We start from the raw sequence: 22,127 nt of genomic DNA, 5'->3' as shown, positions 1-22,127 counted from the left end.
GCAACAGTCCCCCGCACCACGGCCAGCGGGCCGTAGTCGGGAAACGGGGGGATTTCTTCAGCGGGGTGGTGCGTGGGTCAGGGCGACACGATGCTGGCGGTATCGCCCTCCTGTCCGATCAAGGCGGCGTTGGCCCAATTGCCACATACCTGTGCGGGTTGCGTGCCCTGCGCGCCGAGCGTGCGCAGGCTCAGCCGCTGCAGTCCGCGAATATCCAGTTCGGGTTTGACCACGCCCGGCGCCTTCACCAGGCCGCTGTCGTAGAGCAGGCGGTCATCGCCCCATACCTGGAACTGCATGCCACCAGAGGCACGGCAGGCATCATCGATACCCAGGTCGGCACGCAGCAGGCGCCACTGGCCCTGCAGTTGCAGGTCGATGCGGCTCACCGAAGCGACGCCCAGGCCGCGGCGGAACAGCAGGCCGTTCATGCGCATGGGCTGGCCGCCCTGGAAGGCGAGGTCGGCGCGCACCTGCGCGCTGGCGGCAGCCGGCAAGGTCAGTTCGGACAGGTAGCGCTGCTGCGCCGGGCGCTCTGCAAACTGGTGTTCCAGGATCTGGAAGGTGGACAGGGTGATCGGGCCCACATCGCGCGGTTGCAATGCATCCACCGCACGCGCGACGTTGCCCTGCGCGGCGGTGACCATCGGATCACTGCCGGCGGCCCCGTCGCCGTCCGGATTCTGCACGCTGAGCACGCGGAAGCGCAGCAGGCGGCCGGCGCGGGCGGGGAAGTCGATCTGCTGCAGGTCCTGCTTCAACGCCAGGCGGCCGCGTTTGATCGGCTCGCCCCATTCGCCGTTGCTGTCGGCCAGGTAGATCTCGTAGTCGCGGATCTGCCCGCTCTTCCAGTGCTGGTCGTTGCGTGGCGCCAGTGCGATGCCATCGATCAGCCGACGTTCGCCGAAACCGATCACCCATTCGTGGGCGCCGGTACGCACGGCCTGGTTGCGCACGGTGCGGAACCAGGTGGCCGGGTCGTCATCGAACGCTTTTTCCAGCTCGTAGCCACGCTCTTCGGCGGGGCGGTTCACCACCAGCAGGCTGTCGGCCGGCAGCGCGCGGCCCAGCACCGGCGCGGCGGGGAACACGTCATCGGCGGGTGCGGGCGCCTGCGCGATATCCAGCTGGAAGGCGAGCGGCTGGCGGATGTCGGTCGGCGCGGTGCGCACGTGCACGGTGCCACGGCGTTCGCCTGCGTCGTAGTACCACCCTTCCGGCGCGGCCTGCCACGCAGTGGCGTCGGCCACCATCGGCAGTGCGCGGCCGTCGAGGCTGACCGCCGCCGGCTTCTGCCGGCTGAGCACCCGCAGCGCATAGCGGCGCTGCGCCAGCTGCCCCTGGTACTGCCCGCGCACGCCATCGATGCTGACCTGCACCGGCCCACTGCCCTGCGCCGGCGCCTGCATGGTGATCTGCTGCTGGCTGGATTCGCCCTTCTCGTAGCGGCGCGTGGTGCCGTCGTCTTCGTACAGCGTGTACTGCGAGTTGCCCTGCGGATACAGATCGAAGGTGACCTCATCCAGCGGCTTCTGGCCGTCGTACAGCATCTCCGGGTACATCGGCACGATGGCGCCGGCGCGCACGAACAGTGGGAGGGTGGCCAGGTCGACCGGGCGATCCAGCTGGCGGCCTTCGGCACCGGCCTGCACCGCGCGGCCATCCCAGTAGTCGATCCAGCGGCCCTGCGGCAGGTGGATGTCGCGGCGCCAGCCACGGCTGGCGGCCTGGCTGCGGTACACCGGCGCCACCAGCAGGTCGCGGCCCAGCAGGAACTGGTACTTGTAGGTTTCGTTCCACGCGTTGGGGTCTTGCGGGTAATCCCACATCAGCGCGCGCAGGATCGGTGCGCCGGTGGTCGCCGCGTCATGCGCCAGCCCGTACATGTACGGGGTCATGCGCATCTTCAACTTCAGGTAATCGCGGTTGACGCTGCGGTAGGGTTCATCGAACCACCACGGGTGCTTGCGCGCACTGCCCGACCAGCCGGACATGCCCATCAGCACCGGGGTGAAGCTTTTCCACTGCAGGTCGCGCGTGAAGGTCTCGGCGCTGCCACCGAAGATCGCATCCACGTCGCCGCTGGCGTAGGCCATGCCGGACAGCCCCGAGCCGACCAGGGTGGGAATGTGCCAGCGGATGTAATCCCAACTGCTGCTCTGGTCGCCGGTCCAGGCCACTGCGTAGCGCTGGATGCCCGCCCACCCCATCACCGTCCACAGGAACGGGCGCGAATCGGAGTTGTGCAGGATGCCGTTGAACGCCGACTGGTTGGCATCCATCGCGAACTGGTAGCCCTTGCCGGTCCAGGCCACGTCCAGCTTCTGTACCCGGGTGCCGGCGGTGCCGACTTCCCAGGCGATCTTGTCCACGCCGTTTTCGGTCCACAGCCCGGTCTTGAAACCGTAGCCGGCCAAGCCCTTCACCGTTTCCGGCAGCCCCTTGTAGCCACAGCCGTAGCCGTCGTTGGGCAGGATCCAGCCGCCGGGCATGTCGTGGTCGCGGTACTGCCTGGCCACGCTGTCCACCACATCCGGGGTGGTGCCGGTGGGGCCATCGCTCCAGCCTTCGGGCACGCTGCCGGGCTTCTTGATGTTGTCGCCGTCGTTGTAGCAGTCGGCATCGCCATACGAGAACGCCCAACGCGGCAGCAGCGCGGCGCGCCCGGTCAGCGCGGTATAGCGATCGAGCAGTGCGGGCAGACCGGCGCCGACGAAGTAGTAGGCATCGAAGCGGTCTTCGCGATGCAGCAGCGTGGCCTGGTCGGCCTGGCGCAGGTCGTAGCTGCCATCGCTCCAGGTGTTGCGCAGCATGCCCCAGCCGCGGGAGCTGAGCAGCATCGGCGCAGGATTGGGGCGGTCGCCCTCCTCCCAGCCGCCGGAATACGACACCTCCAGCTCGCGTCCCTTGAAGGCGAAGCGGCCGTTCTGCTGGCCGCCGCCGACAAATTGCTCGTCCGCTTCACTGCTCAGCACCTGCACGCTCTGCGCGGTATCCAGGTCGAGCGGCTGCAGTTCGCGCCACAGCGCGACATCGCCGCCGGCATCGCGGCGGTCCAATGCCAGCCGCAATGGTTGGCGCTGGATGTGCAGCACCAGCGCCCCGGTGCGGATGCGCAGTTCGGCGGCGTCTTCCTCCAGTTGGAATGGCACGGCGGCGGGGGACTGCGGCAGCACGATCGGGGCCGCCTTGTCGCCGGCGGGCTGCAGCGTGGCGCCGCGCCCGGCCTGTACGCGCAGCAGGTCGTCGCGCAGCAGGTCCACGCGGACCGTCATGCCGTTGTCGGTGGCCAGCGTCCATGCCGTTGCAGTGCCCCCAGGCACGGCGCGAATGGACTGCAGGTTGCCCAGCGGCGCGGCGTGCGCAGGCACCGCCAGCAACAGCGGGACCAACAGGGAGAGGCTGAGTACGGTGCGTCGACAGCGGGTAACCACGTTGCCCCCAAAGCCCGCGGTTGGCGGGTGTCCGAAACCATTGCGGCGGACTATGGGGCAGCTACTCGAAAGATGTCAACAAATTGAAAAGAAAAAAGAATGGGAATCGCGCTCAAACGAAAGATGATGCAAAGCACCACTTTCTATATGCACGCTGAACGCGACAAAATGTCCTTGTGCGGCGTGGGGATAGGCAAATCCTATGGCGCAGGGAACGACATTGAGATCGAAAACTGTGACCGACCAAACTTATTTTAATCTTTCGATAATTGACATTTCGAAAGAAAACATCGAAATTGCGGTCGCCCAACAGGAATTGCAAATGCACGTCACCCTGCTCCCCGACCTGACCGCCTGGCAGCGCCTTGGCGGCGCGCACACTGCAGAAGAAATCGCACAGCAACCCCGCCTGTGGTCGGCCCTGGCCGACGCACTGGAGGCAGCCCATACGCGTATCGACAGCTTCCTCGCCGATACGCTCCGCCAGCCCGGGCAGCGGGTGATCCTGACCGGCGCCGGCAGCTCCGGCTTCATCGCCGAGATGGTGGCCGACCAGATCAACGCGCAGTGGCCGGCCGAGGTGCGCGCACTGCATACCACCAGCCTGCTTACCCATCCCGAGCTGTACCTGGAGCGCGACCGGCCGACCCTGCTGGTGTCGTTCGGGCGCAGCGGCTCCAGCCCGGAGAGCGTGGCGGCGGTGGAACTGGTGCGTGCGCAGGTGGATGACGCGCGCTTCCTGGACATCACCTGCAATGCCGACGGCGCGCTGGCCCAGAATGGCCAAGGCCGCAGCGACACGCTGTCGCTGCTGATGCCCGCGGCCAGCTGCGACCGCGCGTTCGCGATGACCAGCAGCCTCAGTTGCATGCTGCTGGCCGCGCTGAGCGTGTTCGACAGCGCGGCATGGCCGCAGCGCATTGCGCGCCTGCGCGATCTGGCCGTGCACGGCGAGCAGGCGCTGCACGCGTGGGATGCCCCGGTGGCGGCGCTGGCACAGGCCGACTGCACGCGGGTGATCTACCTGGGCAGCGGCCCGCTGGAAGCGGCGGCGCGCGAGGCCGCGCTGAAAGTGCTGGAGCTCACCGCCGGGCGCGTGCTGGCGCTGGCCAACACGCCGCTGGGGTTCCGCCACGGCCCCAAGTCCACCCTCAATGCCGACACCCTGGTGGTGATGCTGCGCAGTGCACAGCCACTGGCCCGGCGCTACGAGCAGGACCTGCTGAACGAACTGCGCCGCGACGGGATTGCGGCGCGGGTCATCTCGGTCGGGCCTTCCGGCGCGGACGCCGTGGAGGGCGACTTCGTGCTCGACGCGCCGGCGCTGCCGGACGCGTGGCTGGCACCGCTGTGGCTGGTGATGGCGCAATGCTTCGCGCTGCAGCGTTCGGCCGCGCTGGGACTGACTCCGGATAACCCCTTCCCCGACGGCACCGTCAACCGTGTGGTACAGGGTGTGACCATCCACCCCCATGGCTGAGCACACCCACCCCATGCAGACCTGGTACGGCATCGACATCGGCGGCACCAAGATCGAGCTGGTGGCGTGCGACGCGGCATTGCAGGTGCACCATCGCCAGCGCGTGGCGACGCCTACGGACGATTACCCGGCGTTCGTCCAGGCGATCGGCCAGTTGGTGGACGCCGCCGATGCCGCCTTGGGAACGCGTGCGCATGCCGTGGGCCTGGGCCTGCCCGGGGTGCGTGACCGCGACAGCGGCCGCCAGCTCAGCGCGAATGTTCCGGCGCTGAGCGGTCGCACCGTCGGGCACGACCTGCAGGTGCGACTCGAGCGCCCGCTGGCACTGGGCAACGACCTGCAGTGCTTTGCCTTGTCCGAAGCCCATGGGGGTGCGGCCGCAGGCTACCCGAGCATGTTCGGGGTGATCCTCGGCACCGGCGCCGGCGGAGGGTACTGCCTGGACGGCCAGCTGGTGGCCGGCAACAACGGCATTGCCGGCGAGTGGGGCCACTGGAGCCTGCCCGCCACGCTGCAGCTGCGCCACGACCTGCCGCTGCTGGACTGCGGCTGCGGCCTGCGCGGGTGTCTTGAGCGCTACGTGTCAGGCAGCGGCCTGGCGATGATCCACGCGCGCAAGGGCGGCACCGCGGTGGACGCCTCGGCGGTGGTCGCGCTGGCCCACGGTGGCGATGCCATCGCGCTGCAGGCGCTGGCGATCCACCGCGATCTGCTGGGGTACAGCTTCGCCAGCCTGATCCTGGCCCTGGACCCGCACGTGATCGTGCTGGGCGGCGGCCTTTCCAAGCTGGAACAGCTGTACCGCGACCTGCCCGCGGCGATCGCTCCGTACCTGTTCAACGGCGCGCGCGTGCCGCCGATCCTGCCGCCGGCCTTCGGCGATGCCGGCGGTGCCCGCGGTGCAGCGCTGCTGGCACGCCAGCACCATCCCGCGCGCTGACTCCCCCTCTTTCCCTTCCGCCACGCTGGAGCGTTGCCATGTCTGCCGTCCAATCGTTGATCGCCGCCCATCGCCAGGGCCAGCCCGTTGGCCTGTACAGCGTGTGCTGCAGCAACGAGCAGGTGCTGCTGGCCGCCATGCAGGTCGCGCGCGACTACGACACCGTGCTGCTGATCGAGGCCACCTCCAACCAGGTGGACCAGTTCGGCGGCTACACCGGCATGACGCCGCCGCAGTACCGCGACTACGTGCTGCAACTGGCGCGCAGCCAGGACTTCCCGACCGAACGCCTGATCCTCGGCGGGGACCACCTCGGCCCGAATGCGTGGCAGAAGGGGCCGGCGGAGGCCGCGATGGCCAACGCGCGCACGCTGATCGAAGCCTACGTTGCCGCCGGCTTCCACAAGATCCACCTGGATTGCAGCATGTCCTGCGCCGATGATCCGAGCCCGCTGCCGGATGCGGTCGTGGCTGCGCGCTCGGCCGAACTGGCACGCATCGCCGAACGCACGGCTGCCGAACACGGGTTGCCGCCGCCGGTCTATGTGATCGGCACCGAAGTACCGATACCCGGCGGTGAAGCGTCGCTGGAAGGGGGATTGGCGGTGACCACGCCGGCCGCCGCAGCGACCACCCTGGCGATCCACCGCGAGGCATTCTCGGCACCGGATCTTCTGCCGGCCTGGGAACGCGTCATCGCGATGGTGGTGCAGCCGGGCGTGGATTTCGACCACAGCAGCGTGCACCACTACGACCCGGCGGCCGCGCAGGCACTGTCTGCATTTGTAGGCACCCAGCCGCGCATCGTGTTCGAGGCGCACTCCACCGACTACCAGACCGAAGCCGGCCTGCATGCCCTGGTGCGCGACCACTTCGCCATCCTCAAGGTCGGCCCTGCGGCCACGTATGCCTTCCGCGAAGCCGTCTTCGCGCTGGCGATGATCGAGCGCGAGCTGCTGCCGGCGCCGGACTGCTCGCAGCTCATCGAGGTGCTCGACCGCTGCATGCAGGACAAGCCGGCCAGCTGGCGCAGCTACTACCAGGGCGACGCGCACGAACTGCGCCTGCTGCGCGCTTACTCGCTGAGCGACCGCAGCCGCTATTACTGGGGCGAACCGCCGGTGCGGGCAGCGCTGGCCACGCTGATGGACAACCTCACCCGCCACGCGCCGCCGCTGATCCTGCTCAGCCAGTTCCTGCCGGAGCAGCGCACGGCGGTGGAGACCGGCGCGCTACGCGCCGAGCCGCTCGCGCTGATCCAGCACAAGGTGGGCCTGCGTCTGGCGGAATACGCCCGCGCTTGCGCTCGCAACGTGTTTGACCCAAATAACGAAGCTTTTTGCGCCACGGAGCTTTCGGAACGGTAAGCTTCGGCTTTCCTTCCGAACGGAATCGCCTCCATGCGCAACACACGCCAGCGTCGTCAACAGATCCTGCAACTGCTGGTGGAACACGGCAACGTGCAGGTCAGCGAACTGGTCGAGCGCTTTGGGGTGTCGGCGGTGACCATCCGCGCCGACCTGACCCACATCGAGTCGCAGGGCCTGGCCACCCGTACCCACGGCGGTGCGACGCTGGTGCGCAAGCCGCCGCTGGAGCAGGACATCCATGAGAAGGACACCCTCAACCTGCCGCTGAAGGACAGCATCGGCGCGCATGCCGCGCGGCTGGTGCGCTCGGGCGACAACATCATCATCGATTCCGGCTCCACCACCATGACGCTGGCGCGGCACCTGCGCGCGCACCGCGACGTGACGGTGATGACCAACGGCCTGAACATCGCCTGGGAGCTGGCCAACGCGCCGGGCGTAGAGCTGCTGCTGACCGGTGGGCTGCTGCGCAAGCAGTCGCTGTCCCTGCAGGGCAGCCAGGCCGAGGCCAGCCTCAACACCTACAGCTTCGACACCCTGTTCCTGGGCGTGGACGGCCTGGACCTGCAGTTCGGCCTGACCACCCACCACGAAGCCGAGGCCAGCCTCAACCACCGCATGGTCGAACGCGCCCGGCGCGTGGTGGTGCTGACCGACGCCTCCAAGTTCGGCCACGTCAGCCTGCACCGCATCGCCCGCCTCGAGCAGGTCCACACCATCATCACCGACGCCAGCATCGCCCCCGAGTACCTGGAAGGGCTGCAGAAGCTGGGCATCGAAGTGATCATCGCCGAGTCCACCCCTTGACCCCAGCCTCGTCCCTGCATGGCCGCCTCCTGACCCCGAACGGCTGGGTGCGTGGCGATATCCACTTCGACGCGCGCATCGTCGCGATCTGCAGCGACCACACGGACCCCCGTGGCGAGGACGAGGTGCCGCTGATCCTGCCCGGCTTCATCGACCTGCACGTGCATGGCGGTGCCGGGGTGGACATCATGCAGGGCGGGGACACCGCCACCACCGTGGCACGCGCGCATGCACGGCACGGCACCACCGCGATGCTGGGCACGACCATGACCGCGCATGCGGATGACATCGTGCGCGCCCTGCAGGGCCTGTCGTCTGCCATCGCGCAGCGCGCCCCGGGCACGGCCCGCGTGCTTGGCGTGCATCTGGAGGGCCCCTTCATCAGCGCCGAACGCCTGGGTGCGCAGCCGCCATTGATGGTCGAGGCCACGCTGGACGAGGTGCGCCGCCTGCACTCCATCGCGCCGATCAAGGTGCTGACCCTGGCGCCGGAAATTGGCCAGCACCAGGCCCTGATTCCCGCGCTGTGCGCGCTGGGCATCCGCGTGCAGCTGGGCCATAGCGCCGGCACCTACGCCGATGGCGTGGCGGCGCTGGAGGCGGGTGCGGCCGGCTTCACGCACCTGTTCAACGGCATGACCGGCGTAGACCACTACCACCCCGGCATCGCCACCGCGGCCCTGGCCCACGCCGAATACGCCGAACTGATTCCCGACCTGCAGCACGTCCACCCCGGCGCGATCCGCACCGCACTGCGCGCGATTCCGCGCCTGTACTGCGTGACCGACGCCACCGCCGCCACCGGCATGCCCGATGGCGAATATGCGCTGGGCGTGCAGCGGGTGCACAAGTGCCTGGGCTGCGTACGCCTGGAGAGCGGCTCGTTGGCCGGCAGCGCGCTGACCATGGACCAGGCGCTGCGCAACCTGGTTGCGCTGGGACTGGCGCTGGATGACGCGTCCAACCGTGTTTCACGCTTCCCGGCCGACTATCTGGGCCTGCCGGACCGCGGCCGCGTGCAGCCCGGCGCCTGGGCGGATCTGGTCGTACTCGACCGTGACCTGCGCGTGCAGCAGGTCGTGGTGGAAGGCGAATGCATCGCGCTTGATTGACTGATTCCGCGCCGCAGGCGGCGCGTTCCACCGTAGACAGGACCGCACCATGAACGACGTTTCCGCCGCCATGCCCGTGCCCGCTTCCGACCGCGCCCCGCGCTGGCCGGTGCGCTATCTGTTGTTCATCGGCGGCATGGGCGGCCTGCTCTACGGCATCGACATCGGCATCATCGCCGGTGCCCTGCCCTATCTGGAGGCCACGGCCACCGCCAGCTGGCACCTCACCACCCAGCAACTGGGCTTCGTGGTGGCCGCGGTGCTGCTGGGCAGCGTGCTGTCCTCGCTGTTTGCCGGCGCCGTTGCCGACCTGATCGGCCGGCGTGGCGCGATGGCGTTGGCCGGCGTGTTGTTCACCGCCAGCATTCCGGTGATGGCCTTGTCCGAAGGCTACGGCCCGCTGCTGATGGGGCGGCTGCTGCAGGGCATCAGCGGTGGCCTGATCGGCGTGGTGGTGCCGCTGTACCTCGCCGAGGTGCTCAGCCCGGAACGGCGCGGACGCGGTGCGGCCATGTTCCAGCTGCTGCTGACCATCGGGCTCGTACTGGCGGCCGTGATCGGGCTGTATCACGCCCACAGCGTGGACGTGGCCACCGCTGCCGTGGCGCATCTGCCAGGCGAGGAGCAGCAGCGCCTGCTCTACACAGTGAAGGACCACGCCTGGCGCACCATCTTCTGGAGCTGCCTGCTGCCCGGGCTGGTATTCACCGGCGGCGTGCTGCTGATCAGCGAATCGCCGCGCTGGCTGGTGCGCCGTGGCCGTATCGCCAAGGCCCGCAGCGCGCTGCAACGCACCGTGGCGCCCGCCGAGGTCGAGGCGACGCTCGCGCGCATGCAGGTGCCGGACGCGCCGGCCAGCGACGGCACCCCGGCCAAGCGCGACCCGCTGCTGAGCCGCCGTTACGTGTGGCCGTTCGTGCTGGCGTGCCTGGTGCTGGCCTTCACCCAGGCCACCGGCATCAACTCGGTGCTGGCCTACGCGGTGAACGTCCTCCATCAGGCCGGTCTGCCCGGTGCGGCGGCCAACTGGGCCGACGTCTCCATCAAGCTGCTCAACGCGCTGATGACCGTGGTGGCGCTGGTGCTGGTGGACCGCAAGGGCCGCAAGTTCCTGCTGATGCTAGGCACCGGCGGCATCACCGTCGCCCTGCTGGGTGCGGCCTTGCTGTTCGTGCGCAGCGAACACGGCCGGCTGGACGTGCAGGCGGCGCTGCAGCAGCAGGTCACCGGACACACGCTGTCGCTGCCGATGGACGCCGCGCAGTGGCAGCGCCTGGATGGCAATGCCGGTACCCAGCCGCAGCAGCTCACCGTGTCGTATGCGTACGGCGGCTTCAGCAACGTGCGCTCGCTGCGCAGCGACAACCCCATCGATGCCACGCTGCAGATCCGCCGCGAAGATGCGGTGTCGGCCGACAGCGTGATCGGTGCGTTCTTCCGCCGCATCCACCTCAATCCGTTCCCGGACCCGGCCGCCGCCGCGCAGGCGCCGCTGGTGATCGAGCGTGCCGTCGTCGGCCCGGTGCCCTCGCCCACCCACGGCTGGCTGGTCGCCGGCTGCATCCTGCTGTTCGTGGCCTTCTTCGCCTTCGGCCCCGGCGTGTGCGTGTGGCTGGCGCTGTCCGAACTGATGCCCACGCGGATCCGTTCCAACGGCATGAGCATCGCGCTGCTGATCAACCAGTTCGTGTCAACGGTGATCGCCGCGATCTTCCTTCCTACGGTCGGCCACCACGGCTACGCCAGCATGTTCTTCTTCTGGGCAGGGTGCACGTTGCTCTACTTCCTGGTCGCCGCGTTCCTGCTGCCGGAAACCAAGGGCAAAACGCTGGAGGAGATCGAGGCGAAGTTCCGCTGAACGCGTCTACCTCGTGCTGGTCAGGACGTTGGAGCGACGACTACGTATCTCTTAGGTTGGTCGCCGCCAGCACTCGACCCGATCCAGAAGCAGATTCAAACGCAAAGATGCCGCCTGGCATTCGAAGGCTGCACAGCTCTGCAGTCATGCTTGAGTGCCCGCTTCACAGATCACCACATCCTTGGCAACGATCTTGAGAATGACCGCACCGCTGCACGCGGCGATGAATGAGTACGCCCTGAAGCCTTCCACCTCCTCTTCTTCGGCGGCTTGGCACGCAAACGCGATGAAGGGATCCATCTCCACACGGTTGCCGTGGCTGAGATCCTTCCCCTCGGGACTAAACGACTGGTAGCCGGCCAGATCGCGAAAGGTCAGCCCCTGTTCAACCTCGCGCCAATCGACATAGATAACTCGAAGTTCGTTACCCGTCGAAACAACGCTACGTATAACGGCATCTGCCAGCCGGACGTTGTTGAAGTCGAGCGCGGCATGCCCTGATCCGGTGCAGCCGCGTTTGGGGCCTGTACGTTCCATTTCAGCGTTGTCCTGTCATCCGGAAAACCAGTTCCCGTGCTTCATCCGGATCCACGCCCGAGGTCATCATGCTCTTGCCGAACGGGCCGCTGATCATCGCCTGGCTGATTGGTTCGCCATCAACCGTCATCACCGCAGCGCGTCCGACCAACCCTTCAGTAGCACGCTGGATTCGCGGACCGGAGGATTCGGTGAAGGTGTAGTAGATGCTTGCCAGTCCATCCTCACCGACTTCCTGGCGCACGCTCGCGATGGCCGACGTCGTGATGATGGGCGGGCCCACCAGCTTGACCACAGATCCATTCGGCAACCGGGCGGTAACGCCTGACTCATCGGGGGACACGAGCCGCATCTCAATGCGCGCGTCGCTGCGCGGCGGGTTGCCGCGAGGAACATCGAGTCGCTCGGCCGTGCCGTCCTTGTTGCAGGCTGCCAGCAGCATACCCGCGGCCAACAGGCCCCATCGCCATCCCTTGCGCATGTTCGTCGTCCCCGTGTGGTGCGGGCATTGTTGCCCGAACGGAGGGGTTCAGCGCAACTTCCGCAGCCGGAACGCCACCACGATCTGCAGCACGCCGTATATCAGGCTGCCGATACCGATCCACAGGGTGGTCACTGCCACCCCGCCCAGCGGATTGGCCACCATCATCGCGCCGAGCACGATGGCCAGCAGCCCGCTGACGATCAGCAGCCACTCGCCTTCGATCTGCTTGCGGACGCGGATGGCGAACACGATGCGGTAGATGCCGGCCATGATCAGCCAGATCGCCAGCAGCAGCACCAGCACCTTGGCGGTCACCAGCGGGTTGATCACCGCCAGCGCGCCGAAACCAATAGAGGCCAGCGCGTAGACCAGCGCCCAGCCGCGCGGCGTGCCGCTGTTGCCGCTGAACACCGCGAACAGGCTGATCAGGCCTTCCACCAGCGCCATGATGCCGATCGCCCAGGCCAGCCCGGCGGCGGCGGACAGCGGCCGGGTGATGGCGATCAGGCCGAAGCCCACCGCCAGCAGCCCGTAGAGCAGCACCACCCACCAACTGCGGCCAACCAACGACAACAGCGAGGTGCTGCGCAGTTCCGGAGCCTGGCTCATGGCGGTGTTCCTGGCGGAAGGGTCAACCGCGATTCTAGGCCTGCGCCCTGTGCACGCCGTGACAAGGGGGTTCAGGGCGCCCGGGCACAGACCCACAGCGTGGCCTCCTGCAGCCCCGACCGGCGCAGCGCACGCACCGCCGCGTCCAGCGTTGCGCCCGTGGTCATCACGTCGTCGACCAGGGTCAACCGTGGAGGCGGGGTGGCTTGTACGGCGAAGGCGCCGCGCAGGTTCTGGCGGCGCGCGTCGGCGTCCAGCGTGGACTGCGCCACGGTGGCCCGGCTGCGGCAGAGCCCCGACCACAGCGGCAGGCCGAGTTCGCGGGCGAGCGGACGCGCCAGCTCCCGCGCCTGATCGTAGCCGCGCTCACGCAGCCGGCGCCCATGCAGGGGCATGGGCAGCAACGGGTCCGTTGCGAAGGCTGGCACCGCCTGCAGCATCAGCTGCGCGAGCAGCCGTCCGGCCGCCAGGTCCTGATGGAACTTGAAGCGCAGCACGAGCCGGTCGATGGGGGGCGCATAGAGGAACGTGGCCGCCGCCCCCACCTGGCGCGGCGGCTCGCGCAGGCAGGCCCCGCAGGCACCCACTGGCTCACCGGACGGCAGCGGCAAGGCACACAGCGGGCAGGCGTGGTCGTTCCACGGCAGCTCGGCATGGCAGGCCGCACAGAGGTCCAGGCCATCCTTGCCGGGATTGGAGCAGACCAGGCAGCGCAGCGGCAGGCACTGACGTCCAAGCCAGCCCAGCGCATCGTAAACTTTACCAAAGACCATAAGGTTGACAGCCCCTCTCAACCTCACCAGACTGCCGCCCTTTCATCGCCCAATCTGTCAGGACACTCCCATGGCTTCTGTCATCCGCCACGACTGGCACCACGAGGAACTGCTGGCACTGTTCGACCTGCCCTTCCCCGAGCTGCTGCACCGGGCGGCGGGCGTGCACCGGGAGCACTTCGACCCGGCCGAGGTGCAGGTGTCGACCCTGCTGTCGGTCAAGACCGGCGGTTGCCCGGAAGACTGCGCGTACTGCCCGCAGGCACAGCGCTACGACACCGGCGTGAGCGCTCAGAAGCTGATGGCCACCGAAGAGGTGGTTGCCAAGGCCCGCCAGGCCAAGGCCGCCGGCGCGTCGCGGTTCTGCATGGGTGCGGCCTGGCGTTCGCCCAAGGACCGCGACATCCCCAAGGTGGCGGCGATGATCCGCGAGGTGAAGGCGCTGGGTCTGGAGACCTGCGCCACCCTGGGCATGCTCGACGGCGCGCAGGCCGTGGCGCTGCGCGAGGCCGGGCTGGACTACTACAACCACAACCTGGACACGGCGCCGGATTACTACGACTCCATCATCCACACCCGCCGGTACCAGGATCGGCTGGACACGCTGGAGCACGTGCGCGAGGCCGGGTTGAAGACCTGCTGCGGCGGCATTGTCGGCATGGGCGAAACCCGCGCGCACCGCGCCGGGCTGCTGCTGGCGCTGGCCAACCTGCCGGCGCACCCGGATTCGGTGCCGATCAACCGGCTCGTGCAGGTCGCCGGCACACCGCTGCATGGCAGCGCCGAGCTGGACCCGTTCGAATTCGTGCGCATGATCGCGGTGGCGCGCATCGTCATGCCCAAGGCGATGGTGCGGCTGTCGGCCGGACGCGAGGCGATGAGCGACGAGTTGCAGGCGCTGTGCTTCGTGGCCGGGGCCAACTCCATCTTTTATGGCGAGAAACTGCTGACCACGGGCAACCCCGACACCGAACGCGACCTGGCCCTGTTCAGCCGGCTGGGCCTTCGCCCGATGGCGGTGCAGGTGGACGCGGCCGGACATGACCACCCGGGTACGGTGCACGCCGACATTACGTGCGGCGGCGGATGCGGACAGGCGGCCTGAGCCCTCCCCCGGGCGGTGCAGCGCAACGCCCGGCAACCGGGTACGCTAGCTGCCCTGCCCGCCCATGACATTGACGACCATGGCCCGTCCTGACCTGCACGACCGCATTCAGTCCCAGCGCAAGCTTCGCGACGCGCAGGGCCGCATCCGGGTGCGCCGCACCGTGACCCGGCGCGATGGCGTGCGCCTGGAGGTCAACGGCCAATGGCTCACCGGCTTCTGCAGCAACGACTACCTGGGCCTGTCCCAGCAGTTCGGCGTGGTCAGCGCCCTGCAGGATGCCGCCGCGCGCGAAGGCGCCGGGGCCACCGCCTCGCACCTGATCTGCGGCCACCATGCACTGCATGAGGCGCTCGAAAAGGAAGTGGCCGATTGGCTGGGCTATCCGCGTGCGCTGCTGTTCGGCAGCGGGTTCGCCGCGAACCTGGCGGTGCAGCAGGCATTGCTCAGCGAAGAAGACGATGTGTGCGTGCAGGACCGGCTCAACCACGCCAGCCTGCTCGACGCCACGCGCCTGGCCGGCTGCCGCCTGCGCCGCTACCCGCACCTGGACACCGAAGGCGCGCTGCGCCAGCTCAAGCACGCGCCCGACGGCGCGGCGATGCTGGTCACCGACGGCGTCTTCAGCATGGACGGCGACATTGCGCCGCTGCGCTCGCTGTCGCTGGTGGCGCGCATGCAGGAAGCGCTGTTGTACGTGGACGATGCACACGGCATTGGCGTGGTCGGTGAGCACGGCCGCGGTTGCGTGGCCGAGGCCGGGCTGGGCGTGGCCGATGTGCCGCTTCAGTTGATCACGCTGGGCAAGGCGCTTGGCGGCAGTGGTGCGGTGGTGGTGGGCGATGACGCGATGATCCAGCACCTGGCCGAAACCGCCCGCCCCTACATCTACACCACGGCGGTGCCGCCGGCACAGGCAGCGGCCGCACTGGCGGCGGTGAAGCTGGCGCGGCGCGATGACTGGCGCCGCGAAAAGCTGGCCGAACTGATCAGCGTGTACCGCGCCGGTGCACGCCAGCATGGCCTGGAGCTGATGCCGTCCGACACCCCGATCCAACCGCTGCTGTGCGGCGCCGAGGCCACGGTGATGGCGCTGTCGGCGGCACTGGAGGCTTCCGGTTTCCTGGTCAGTGCGATCCGCCCGCCGACCGTTCCCGAAGGCAAGGCGCGCCTGCGCGTGACGTTGTCCGCGCTGCACACGGTGCCGCAGGTCCGCGCACTCACCGATGCGATCGCGCATGCGCGCGACCAGGTGCTGCGCCAGCAATCGCTGGACGCGCTGAGCGCGTGATGCAGGGCGGTTGGGCGTGAGCATGCACATCGAGGTCGTCGGCACCGGTCCGGCGCTGGTGCTGATCCACGGCTGGGCGCTGCATGGCGGCGTGTTCGCGCCGCTGGTCGAACGGCTTTCCGCGCATTTCGAACTGCACCTGGTGGACCTGCCGGGTCACGGCCACAGTCGCGACGATGCCACGCCGCTGCGACTGCCGTTCGTGGTCGGTGCCATTGCCGCCGCGACACCCCCGGCGGTGTGGTGCGGCTGGTCGTTGGGCGGCCTGTTCGCCCTGCACGCGGCAGCCACGATGCCCAAGGTGCGCGGGCTGGCGATGATCGCGGCCACCCCGCGCTTCGTGCGTGGCGAGGACTGGCCGCACGCGGTGGAACCGTCGGTGTTCGCGCAGTTCGGCCAGGACCTGGCCGAAGATTATCGCGGCACGCTGGAGCGCTTCCTGGCGCTGGACGCCATGGGCTCTGAACATGCCCGGCAGGAACTGCGCACGCTGCGCGCCACCCTGGTGGAGCGCGGCGAGCCCGCGCCCAGGGCGCTGCAGGAAGGCCTGCACCTGTTGGAGAACACCGATCTGCGCGGCGCACTGCCCGCCCTGCCCGTGCCCAGCCTGTGGCTGGCGGGCCAGCGTGACCGGCTGGTGTCGGCGCGGGCGATGCAGGCCGGCGCCGCGCTGGCGCCGCAGGCGACGGCCCATGTGGTGGCCCACGGAGGCCATGCGCCCTTCCTGGGCCATACCGACGAGGTGGCCGCGCAGCTGCAACACTTCGTTGCCGCGCTCGGTTGACCCACCGCGCACGCGCATCGCCGATCATGTCTCCCTGCCTTCGCTTACGGAACTGACCCATGGATCTTGGAATCGCCGGCCGTTGGGCCCTCGTCTGCGCCGCCAGTAAAGGCCTGGGGCTGGGGTGCGCGCGGGCACTCGCGCGCGAAGGGGTCAACGTGGTGATCGCCGCGCGTGGCGAGGAAGCGCTGCAGCGCGCCGGGCTGGAACTGCAGGCGTTGCCCGGCGCCGGTCGGGTGGTGACCGTCGTCGCCGACGTCACCACCGAAGCGGGCCGAGCCGCCGCGCTGGCGGCCTGCCCGCAGGTGGACATCCTGGTCACCAACGCCGGCGGTCCGCCGGCAGGTGACTTCCGCCAGTTCGAGCGCGACGACTGGATCGCCGCGCTGGACGCGAACATGCTCGCGCCGATCGCGCTGATCCGCGCCACCGTGGACGGCATGATCGAGCGTGGCTTCGGCCGCGTGGTCAATATCACCTCCTCGTCGGTGAAGGCACCCATCGACATCCTGGGCCTGTCCAACGGCGCACGCTCGGGCCTGACCGGCTTCGTGGCCGGGCTGGCCCGTCGCACCGTCGCCCACAACGTGACCCTCAACAACCTGCTGCCCGGCCAGTTCGATACCGACCGCCTGCGCGGCAATTTCGCCTACATGGCCCAGCAGCAGGGCGTCGATGCCGGGCAGATCGCCGAGCGCAAGCGCACCCATATTCCGGCCGGACGCTTCGGCACTGCCGACGAATTCGGTGCGGCCTGTGCATTCCTGTGCAGCGCGCATTCGGGATACATCACCGGCCAGAACCTGCTGATTGATGGCGGGGCGTATCCCGGCACGTTCTGAGTTTCCGCCGCACGACCCACGGTCGTGCGCTACCGGCCGGGGATGCTCCCGGCATGTTGTCCGTTCTCCGTAGTGAGCCTTTCATGACTTCCAGCTTCGATCCCCATCACGTCCGCCGCGCGTTCTCGCGCGCCGCCAGCAGTTATGACGCCGCCGCTGCCTTGCAGCGCGAGGTGGAGAAGCGGCTGCTGGAATCGCTGGACTACCTGGAAAGCCGGCAGCCGGAAGTGATTCTTGATGTAGGCAGCGGCACCGGGCACGCCAGCGCGGCCATGAAGAAGCGCTGGCCGAAGGCGCAGGTGATCGCGCTGGATCTGGCCGCGCCGATGCTGCGCGAGGCGAAGAAACAGGCAGGCTGGTGGAAGCCGTTTTCCCGCGTGTGCGGCGACGCGCAGGCGCTGCCGGTGCTGGACCAGAGTGTCGACGTGATCTACAGCAACCTGTGCCTGCAGTGGGTGGAGGATCTGCCGGCGGTGTTCGCCGGCTTCCGGCGCGCGCTCAAGCCGGGCGGGCTGCTGCTGTGTTCCACGTTCGGCCCGGAGACGCTGATCGAACTGCGCGACGCGTTTGCCAGTGCCGACAACAGCCCGCATGTCAGCCGCTTCCCGCCCATCGCCCAGTTCGGCGACGCGCTGATGATGTCCGGGTTCCGCGATCCGGTGCTGGACCGCGACCTGTTCACGCTGACCTACAACGACCTGGATGCCCTGATGCGCGAGTTGCGCGCCATCGGCGCCACCAACGCGCGTCAGGACCGCCGACATACCCTGACCGGCCGTGGGCGCTTCGCCGCTGCACGTGCGGCCTACGAACCGCTGCGCCGCGACGATGGCAAGCTGCCCAGCAGTTGGGAAGTGATCTATGCGCACGCGTGGGCACCTGAAGCGGGTGCGCCGATCCGCGAGCGAGGGCAGGATGTTGCCAGCGTGCCGGTGTCGGCGATTCCGATCCGGCGCAAGACCACGTAACCCTCCGTAGGGACACGCCATGCGTGTCCGGCGCGGTCAGGAACCGTTCGACGACGGGAACATGTCCCGATGGAAGAAATAGATTTCCTGCGCCAGGAACTTCCAGCTGGTGTGGAAGCTGCGGAAGCGCGTGCTCGGCGTGGAGGACGCCAGCGCGTCGATACCCAGCTCCTGGGCCAGGCGCAGCGCGCGGGCCATGTGCAGCGGATCACTGACGATGATCACCCGGTGCAGCTTGTGCTGGTCCATCAACCGGCGCGCCTCGACCAGGTTCTGCCGGGTGGTGCGCGACGCGGTTTCGATCAGGATGGCCTCTTCCGGCACGCCCTGTTTGAGCGCGTAGCGACGCGCCACCTGCGATTCGGAGAAGCGTGCGCCGCTGCCGCCATAGCCGCCGGTGAAGATCAGCAGCGGGGCGTAGCCCTGCCGGTACAGATCCAGCCCGTGGCGGATGCGCTCCTCGAACACGGGCGACGGCTTGGCGTCATAGGCGGCCGCGCCGAGCACGATGATGGCATCGGCCTTCGCAGCCTGGTCGCGCTCCCCCACCCAGACGATCCATGCGGTCACGCACAGCAGCCAGGCGGCCAGCAGGATGCACAGCCGCCACACCCACCCCATCAGGCCTACGCGCGCGCGCCGGGTCATGCGCCGGTCCAGGGCAATGCGTCCAGATCGACGTTGCCGCCCGACAGCACCACGCCCACACGCTGCCCGGCAACGCGCGCCGGGTCAGACAGGATCGCGGCCAGCGCGATCGCCGAAGAGGGCTCCACCACCTGTTTCAGCACCTGCCAGAGCAGGCGCATGGCGGCGACGGTGTCCGCGTCGTTCACGGTGATCACCTCGGCGGCGCCGTGCAGCAGCGCGAAGTTGGGTGCGCCCAGGGTGCCGCGCAGGCCGTCGCAGATCGTATCGGGGGTGAAGTCCACGCGCCGCTCGCCCGCGGCCAGCGAGCGCGCGGTATCGGCGGCCCCGGCCGGCTCGGCCAGCACCAGCCGCGTGCCCGGGGCGGCGGCCTGCAGCGCCAGGCGGGTGCCTGCCGCGAGTCCGCCACCGCCCACCGGCACCACCAGCGTGTCGAACGGGCCGTGACTGTGCAGCAGTTCCAGCGCAGCCGTGCCCTGCCCGGCGATCACCTGGCGGTCGGTATAGGGGTGGACCAGGGTCGCACCGGTGTCGGTTTCGACGCGCGCACACATCGCCTCACGCGCGGCGATGCTGGGTTCGCACCGCCACAGGGTCGCCCCATGGCGCACGATGTTGGCCAGCTTGGCCGCCACCGCGCCCTCGGGAACCACGACATGGCACGCGATGCCGCGGGTGCGCGCGGCCAGGGCCAACGCGGCGCCATGGTTGCCGGACGAATGAGTGACCACGCCGCGCGCGGCCACCGCATCGCTCAGTGCCCACACCGCATTGCAGGCGCCGCGGAACTTGAACGCGCCACCGCGCTGCAGATGCTCGGCCTTGAAGGCCAGCCGCGCCCCGGCAAGGGCGTCCAGGCTGCGCGACTGCAGCACGGGGGTGACGCTGGCGTGCGGCGCGATCCGCGCGGCGGCGGCCAACAGGTCATCGGCACAGGGCAAGGATGAATCGGTCATGACACAAGATTAACGTAAGCCTCCGATTCGCACCGCCCGCGCCGAACGTGACACGATGGCAACCATTCATCCGGATGGGTCGAAGTTAAGGGCCGATTCAATGCGCCGGCCTGAAGCTGGGGCCATACCCTTGGGGGGACCCGATCATGAAGATGCGCCTGATGTTTGCCGGCGGCCTGTTGCTGGCCTTGTCCGGTTGCGCCACCTACGACTACGTCGGCGGTGGCGGTGGCAGCGGCTATTACCACGGCGCGCCATCGGTGGAGTACCGCTACCCGGCCGGCTATCCGTATGGCTACGGCAACGGCTATGGCTACGGCAGCGGCTACTACGGTGGTGGCGGCTACTACGGCTACGGGGGTTACGGTGGCTACAACAGCTACCCGATCTACCGCCCGTACCCGAACTATCGCCCGCCGCACAACCATCGCCCGCCGCCGCGTCCCGGCAACGGCGAGGGTGGCCAGGTGCGTCCGCCGGACCGCCCGCGCCCGCCCTACAACGGCGGCTCCCCGTGGCGGAACATGGATTCGGTGGGCGGCCGCCCGCAGCGCCCGGATCGCCCGCCGCAGCAGGTCCAGCAGCAGCGGCCGGTCAGCGCACCGCAGTCGCGGCCCAATCCGCCGGCGCAGCGGTCGAACGGTTCACCCTGGCGAAATATGGATAGGGTGAACCAGCGCACACAAGAGAGATGAAGGCGCTTGATTTTCACGCCCCTGGCAGTTCAATCTAGCCGGGTGGTGACGGCCTCGGTCGAAAAGTGACAAAAACGACACGGGGCGTCACATTGAGCTCTATGTCGATATCCGACAGGAACATCTGGATCCCCCCTGTTCCGGCCCTGTCGGATGTCGGCACCTATAAAGCAGAAGGCCCCGCCATGGCGGGGCCTTTTGTTTGGCGCCCCCTACGTGGCGCGGGCACAAAAAAACAGGGCCGACAGTCCCCCGACTGCCGACCCCTCTGCTTCCCCTGGATGCGCAAGAACCGGCCCCTGTTCCAATTCCGGTTCGTAGCGCCCTAAGGCACCTGCCATCCTGGGTGCTATTGGGTTATCTGCAGAAAACGTGCCAACTTGAGGGTGAATATCGTTTTTTTTTCGCTGGGGCGGCCGCCGCCTTGGCCGGCCACGGTTCACGGACCTGCCGCGATCGGCGCTAAAATCACCTGCCACGCCCTGCCCCAGGGCTGATCCGGGCCGTTCCGGCCCGCTCCCGAGCTACCCATGACCGACTCTTTCTACGGCTACGACGTCATCGTCATCGGCGGCGGCCACGCCGGCACCGAAGCCGCGCTGGCGGCCGCCCGCAGCGGCGTGCGTACGCTGCTGCTGACCCACAACGTGGAAACCATCGGCGCGATGAGCTGCAACCCGGCCATCGGCGGGATCGGCAAGGGTCACCTGGTCAAGGAGATCGACGCCCTCGGCGGCGCCATGGCGCATGCCGCCGACCGCGCCGGCATCCAGTGGCGCACGCTCAACGCCTCCAAGGGGCCGGCCGTGCGCGCGACGCGCTGCCAGGCCGACCGCAACCTGTACCGCATGGCGATCCGCGGGATGGTCGAGGCACAGCCGAACCTGACCGTGTTCCAGGCCGCCGTCGATGACCTGGTGATCGACGGCGACGCGGTGCGCGGCGTCATCACCCAGACCGGGCTGCAGTTCAATGCGCCGGCGGTGGTGCTCACCGCCGGCACCTTCCTGGCCGGCAAGATCCACGTCGGCCAGACCCAGTACGCCGCCGGCCGCATGGGCGACCCGCCGGCCACCACGCTGGCCGCGCGCCTGCGCGAGCGTCCGTTTGCGATCGACCGGCTGAAGACCGGCACCCCGCCGCGCATCGACGGCCGTTCGCTGGACTACAGCGTCATGGACGAGCAGCCCGGCGACGACCCGCGCCCGGTGATGTCATTCCTGGGCAGCGTGTCCGAGCATCCGGCGCAGGTGAGCTGCTGGATCACCCATACCAGCGAGCAGACCCACGAGATCATCCGTGGCGCGCTGCACCGCTCGCCGCTGTACAGCGGCCAGATCGAAGGCATCGGCCCGCGTTACTGCCCGTCCATCGAGGACAAGGTGGTGCGCTTCGCCGAAAAGGCCAGCCACCAGATCTTCGTCGAGCCCGAAG

The 22,127-nt window shown here is 68.6% G+C and carries 20 protein-coding genes; 13 read left to right on the top strand and 7 right to left on the bottom strand.

The features are described 5' to 3' along the window. Positions 1-77: 77 nt before the first annotated feature. A complete protein-coding gene (locus ACREPD_RS00100; protein ID WP_431597395.1) occupies positions 78-3,434 on the bottom strand; it encodes a TIM-barrel domain-containing protein in 3,357 nt (1,118 codons plus the stop codon). 322 nt (positions 3,435-3,756) lie between these two features. Between ACREPD_RS00100 and ACREPD_RS00095 the strand changes: the two genes are divergently transcribed. The 6 genes from ACREPD_RS00095 to ACREPD_RS00070 are packed head-to-tail and all read left to right on the top strand — an operon-like array spanning position 3,757 to position 11,001. Then, positions 3,757-4,914, top strand: coding sequence for an SIS domain-containing protein (locus ACREPD_RS00095; RefSeq protein ID WP_431597394.1), 1,158 nt, complete (start codon positions 3,757-3,759; stop codon positions 4,912-4,914). 13 nt (positions 4,915-4,927) lie between these two features. Continuing rightward, complete coding sequence (locus tag ACREPD_RS00090) at positions 4,928-5,854, top strand: ROK family protein (protein WP_431597491.1); 927 nt, start codon at positions 4,928-4,930, stop codon at positions 5,852-5,854. Positions 5,855-5,892: 38 nt separating this feature from the next. Then, a complete protein-coding gene (locus tag ACREPD_RS00085; protein ID WP_431597393.1) occupies positions 5,893-7,221 on the top strand; it encodes a D-tagatose-bisphosphate aldolase, class II, non-catalytic subunit in 1,329 nt (442 codons plus the stop codon). A gap of 33 nt (positions 7,222-7,254) precedes the next feature. Next, positions 7,255-8,031 (top strand): DeoR family transcriptional regulator, encoded by a 777-nt coding sequence (locus ACREPD_RS00080; protein WP_421567851.1) that lies wholly within the window; start codon positions 7,255-7,257, stop codon positions 8,029-8,031. Continuing rightward, positions 8,028-9,143 carry an N-acetylglucosamine-6-phosphate deacetylase gene (gene nagA, locus ACREPD_RS00075; RefSeq protein WP_431597392.1) on the top strand — a complete coding sequence of 372 codons (1,116 nt, stop codon included), beginning with the start codon at positions 8,028-8,030 and terminating at the stop codon, positions 9,141-9,143. Before ACREPD_RS00080 ends, nagA begins: the two co-directional genes overlap by 4 nt. Positions 9,144-9,192: 49 nt before the next feature. Further along, positions 9,193-11,001: an MFS transporter gene (locus ACREPD_RS00070; protein ID WP_431597391.1), complete on the top strand. Its 1,809-nt coding sequence runs from the start codon at positions 9,193-9,195 to the stop codon at positions 10,999-11,001. 144 nt (positions 11,002-11,145) lie between these two features. On the opposite strand, the gene ACREPD_RS00065 is transcribed toward ACREPD_RS00070, so the two are convergent. The 4 genes from ACREPD_RS00065 to ACREPD_RS00050 form a co-directional block, all read right to left on the bottom strand. Beyond that, on the bottom strand, positions 11,146-11,538 hold the full coding sequence (locus tag ACREPD_RS00065; RefSeq protein ID WP_431597390.1) for a hypothetical protein: 393 nt from the start codon (positions 11,536-11,538) through the stop codon (positions 11,146-11,148). Between the two features lies 1 nt (position 11,539). Further along, the gene (locus tag ACREPD_RS00060; RefSeq protein ID WP_431597389.1) at positions 11,540-12,019 is read right to left on the bottom strand and encodes a SecDF P1 head subdomain-containing protein; all 480 of its coding nucleotides are present in this window, start codon (positions 12,017-12,019) and stop codon (positions 11,540-11,542) included. 48 nt (positions 12,020-12,067) lie between these two features. Further along, entirely contained in the window at positions 12,068-12,631 is a 564-nt protein-coding gene (locus tag ACREPD_RS00055; RefSeq protein ID WP_431597388.1) for an HdeD family acid-resistance protein, read from the bottom strand. 71 nt (positions 12,632-12,702) lie between these two features. Next, positions 12,703-13,404, bottom strand: coding sequence for a ComF family protein (locus ACREPD_RS00050; RefSeq protein WP_431597387.1), 702 nt, complete (start codon positions 13,402-13,404; stop codon positions 12,703-12,705). A 70-nt stretch (positions 13,405-13,474) separates the two neighbouring features. Here ACREPD_RS00050 and bioB point away from each other — a divergent pair, with 70 nt between their 5' ends. The 5 genes from bioB (at position 13,475) to bioC (ending at position 18,394) form a co-directional block, all read left to right on the top strand. After that, positions 13,475-14,509, top strand: a complete 1,035-nt coding sequence (gene bioB / locus ACREPD_RS00045) for a biotin synthase BioB (RefSeq protein ID WP_431597386.1) — start codon at positions 13,475-13,477, stop codon at positions 14,507-14,509. A gap of 79 nt (positions 14,510-14,588) precedes the next feature. Further along, a complete protein-coding gene (bioF, locus tag ACREPD_RS00040) occupies positions 14,589-15,800 on the top strand; it encodes an 8-amino-7-oxononanoate synthase (RefSeq protein WP_431597385.1) in 1,212 nt (403 codons plus the stop codon). A gap of 22 nt (positions 15,801-15,822) precedes the next feature. Further along, a complete protein-coding gene (gene bioH / locus ACREPD_RS00035; RefSeq protein ID WP_431597490.1) occupies positions 15,823-16,584 on the top strand; it encodes a pimeloyl-ACP methyl ester esterase BioH in 762 nt (253 codons plus the stop codon). A gap of 59 nt (positions 16,585-16,643) precedes the next feature. Continuing rightward, positions 16,644-17,426 carry an SDR family oxidoreductase gene (locus ACREPD_RS00030; RefSeq protein ID WP_431597384.1) on the top strand — a complete coding sequence of 261 codons (783 nt, stop codon included), beginning with the start codon at positions 16,644-16,646 and terminating at the stop codon, positions 17,424-17,426. 83 nt (positions 17,427-17,509) lie between these two features. Continuing rightward, on the top strand, positions 17,510-18,394 hold the full coding sequence (bioC, locus tag ACREPD_RS00025) for a malonyl-ACP O-methyltransferase BioC (RefSeq protein WP_431597383.1): 885 nt from the start codon (positions 17,510-17,512) through the stop codon (positions 18,392-18,394). A gap of 36 nt (positions 18,395-18,430) precedes the next feature. On the opposite strand, the gene ACREPD_RS00020 is transcribed toward bioC, so the two are convergent. Both ACREPD_RS00020 and ACREPD_RS00015 read right to left on the bottom strand, forming a co-directional pair. After that, entirely contained in the window at positions 18,431-19,042 is a 612-nt protein-coding gene (locus ACREPD_RS00020) for a YdcF family protein (protein ID WP_431597382.1), read from the bottom strand. Next, entirely contained in the window at positions 19,039-19,998 is a 960-nt protein-coding gene (locus ACREPD_RS00015; protein ID WP_431597381.1) for a pyridoxal-phosphate dependent enzyme, read from the bottom strand. The genes ACREPD_RS00020 and ACREPD_RS00015 overlap by 4 nt, the downstream gene beginning before the upstream one ends. Positions 19,999-20,144: 146 nt before the next feature. On the opposite strand from ACREPD_RS00015, the gene ACREPD_RS00010 reads away from it, so the two are divergent. Then, positions 20,145-20,693, top strand: a complete 549-nt coding sequence (locus ACREPD_RS00010) for a hypothetical protein (RefSeq protein WP_431597380.1) — start codon at positions 20,145-20,147, stop codon at positions 20,691-20,693. 530 nt (positions 20,694-21,223) lie between these two features. Further along, positions 21,224-22,127: FAD-dependent oxidoreductase (locus ACREPD_RS00005; protein ID WP_431597379.1), on the top strand; the 904-nt coding region annotated here is incomplete at its 3' end.

The sequence above is a fragment of the Stenotrophomonas sp. genome (assembly GCF_050737075.1).
In the GTDB taxonomy this organism is placed as follows: Bacteria; Pseudomonadota; Gammaproteobacteria; order Xanthomonadales; family Xanthomonadaceae; genus Stenotrophomonas.
This window is presented reverse-complemented; position numbering and strand designations above follow the sequence as displayed.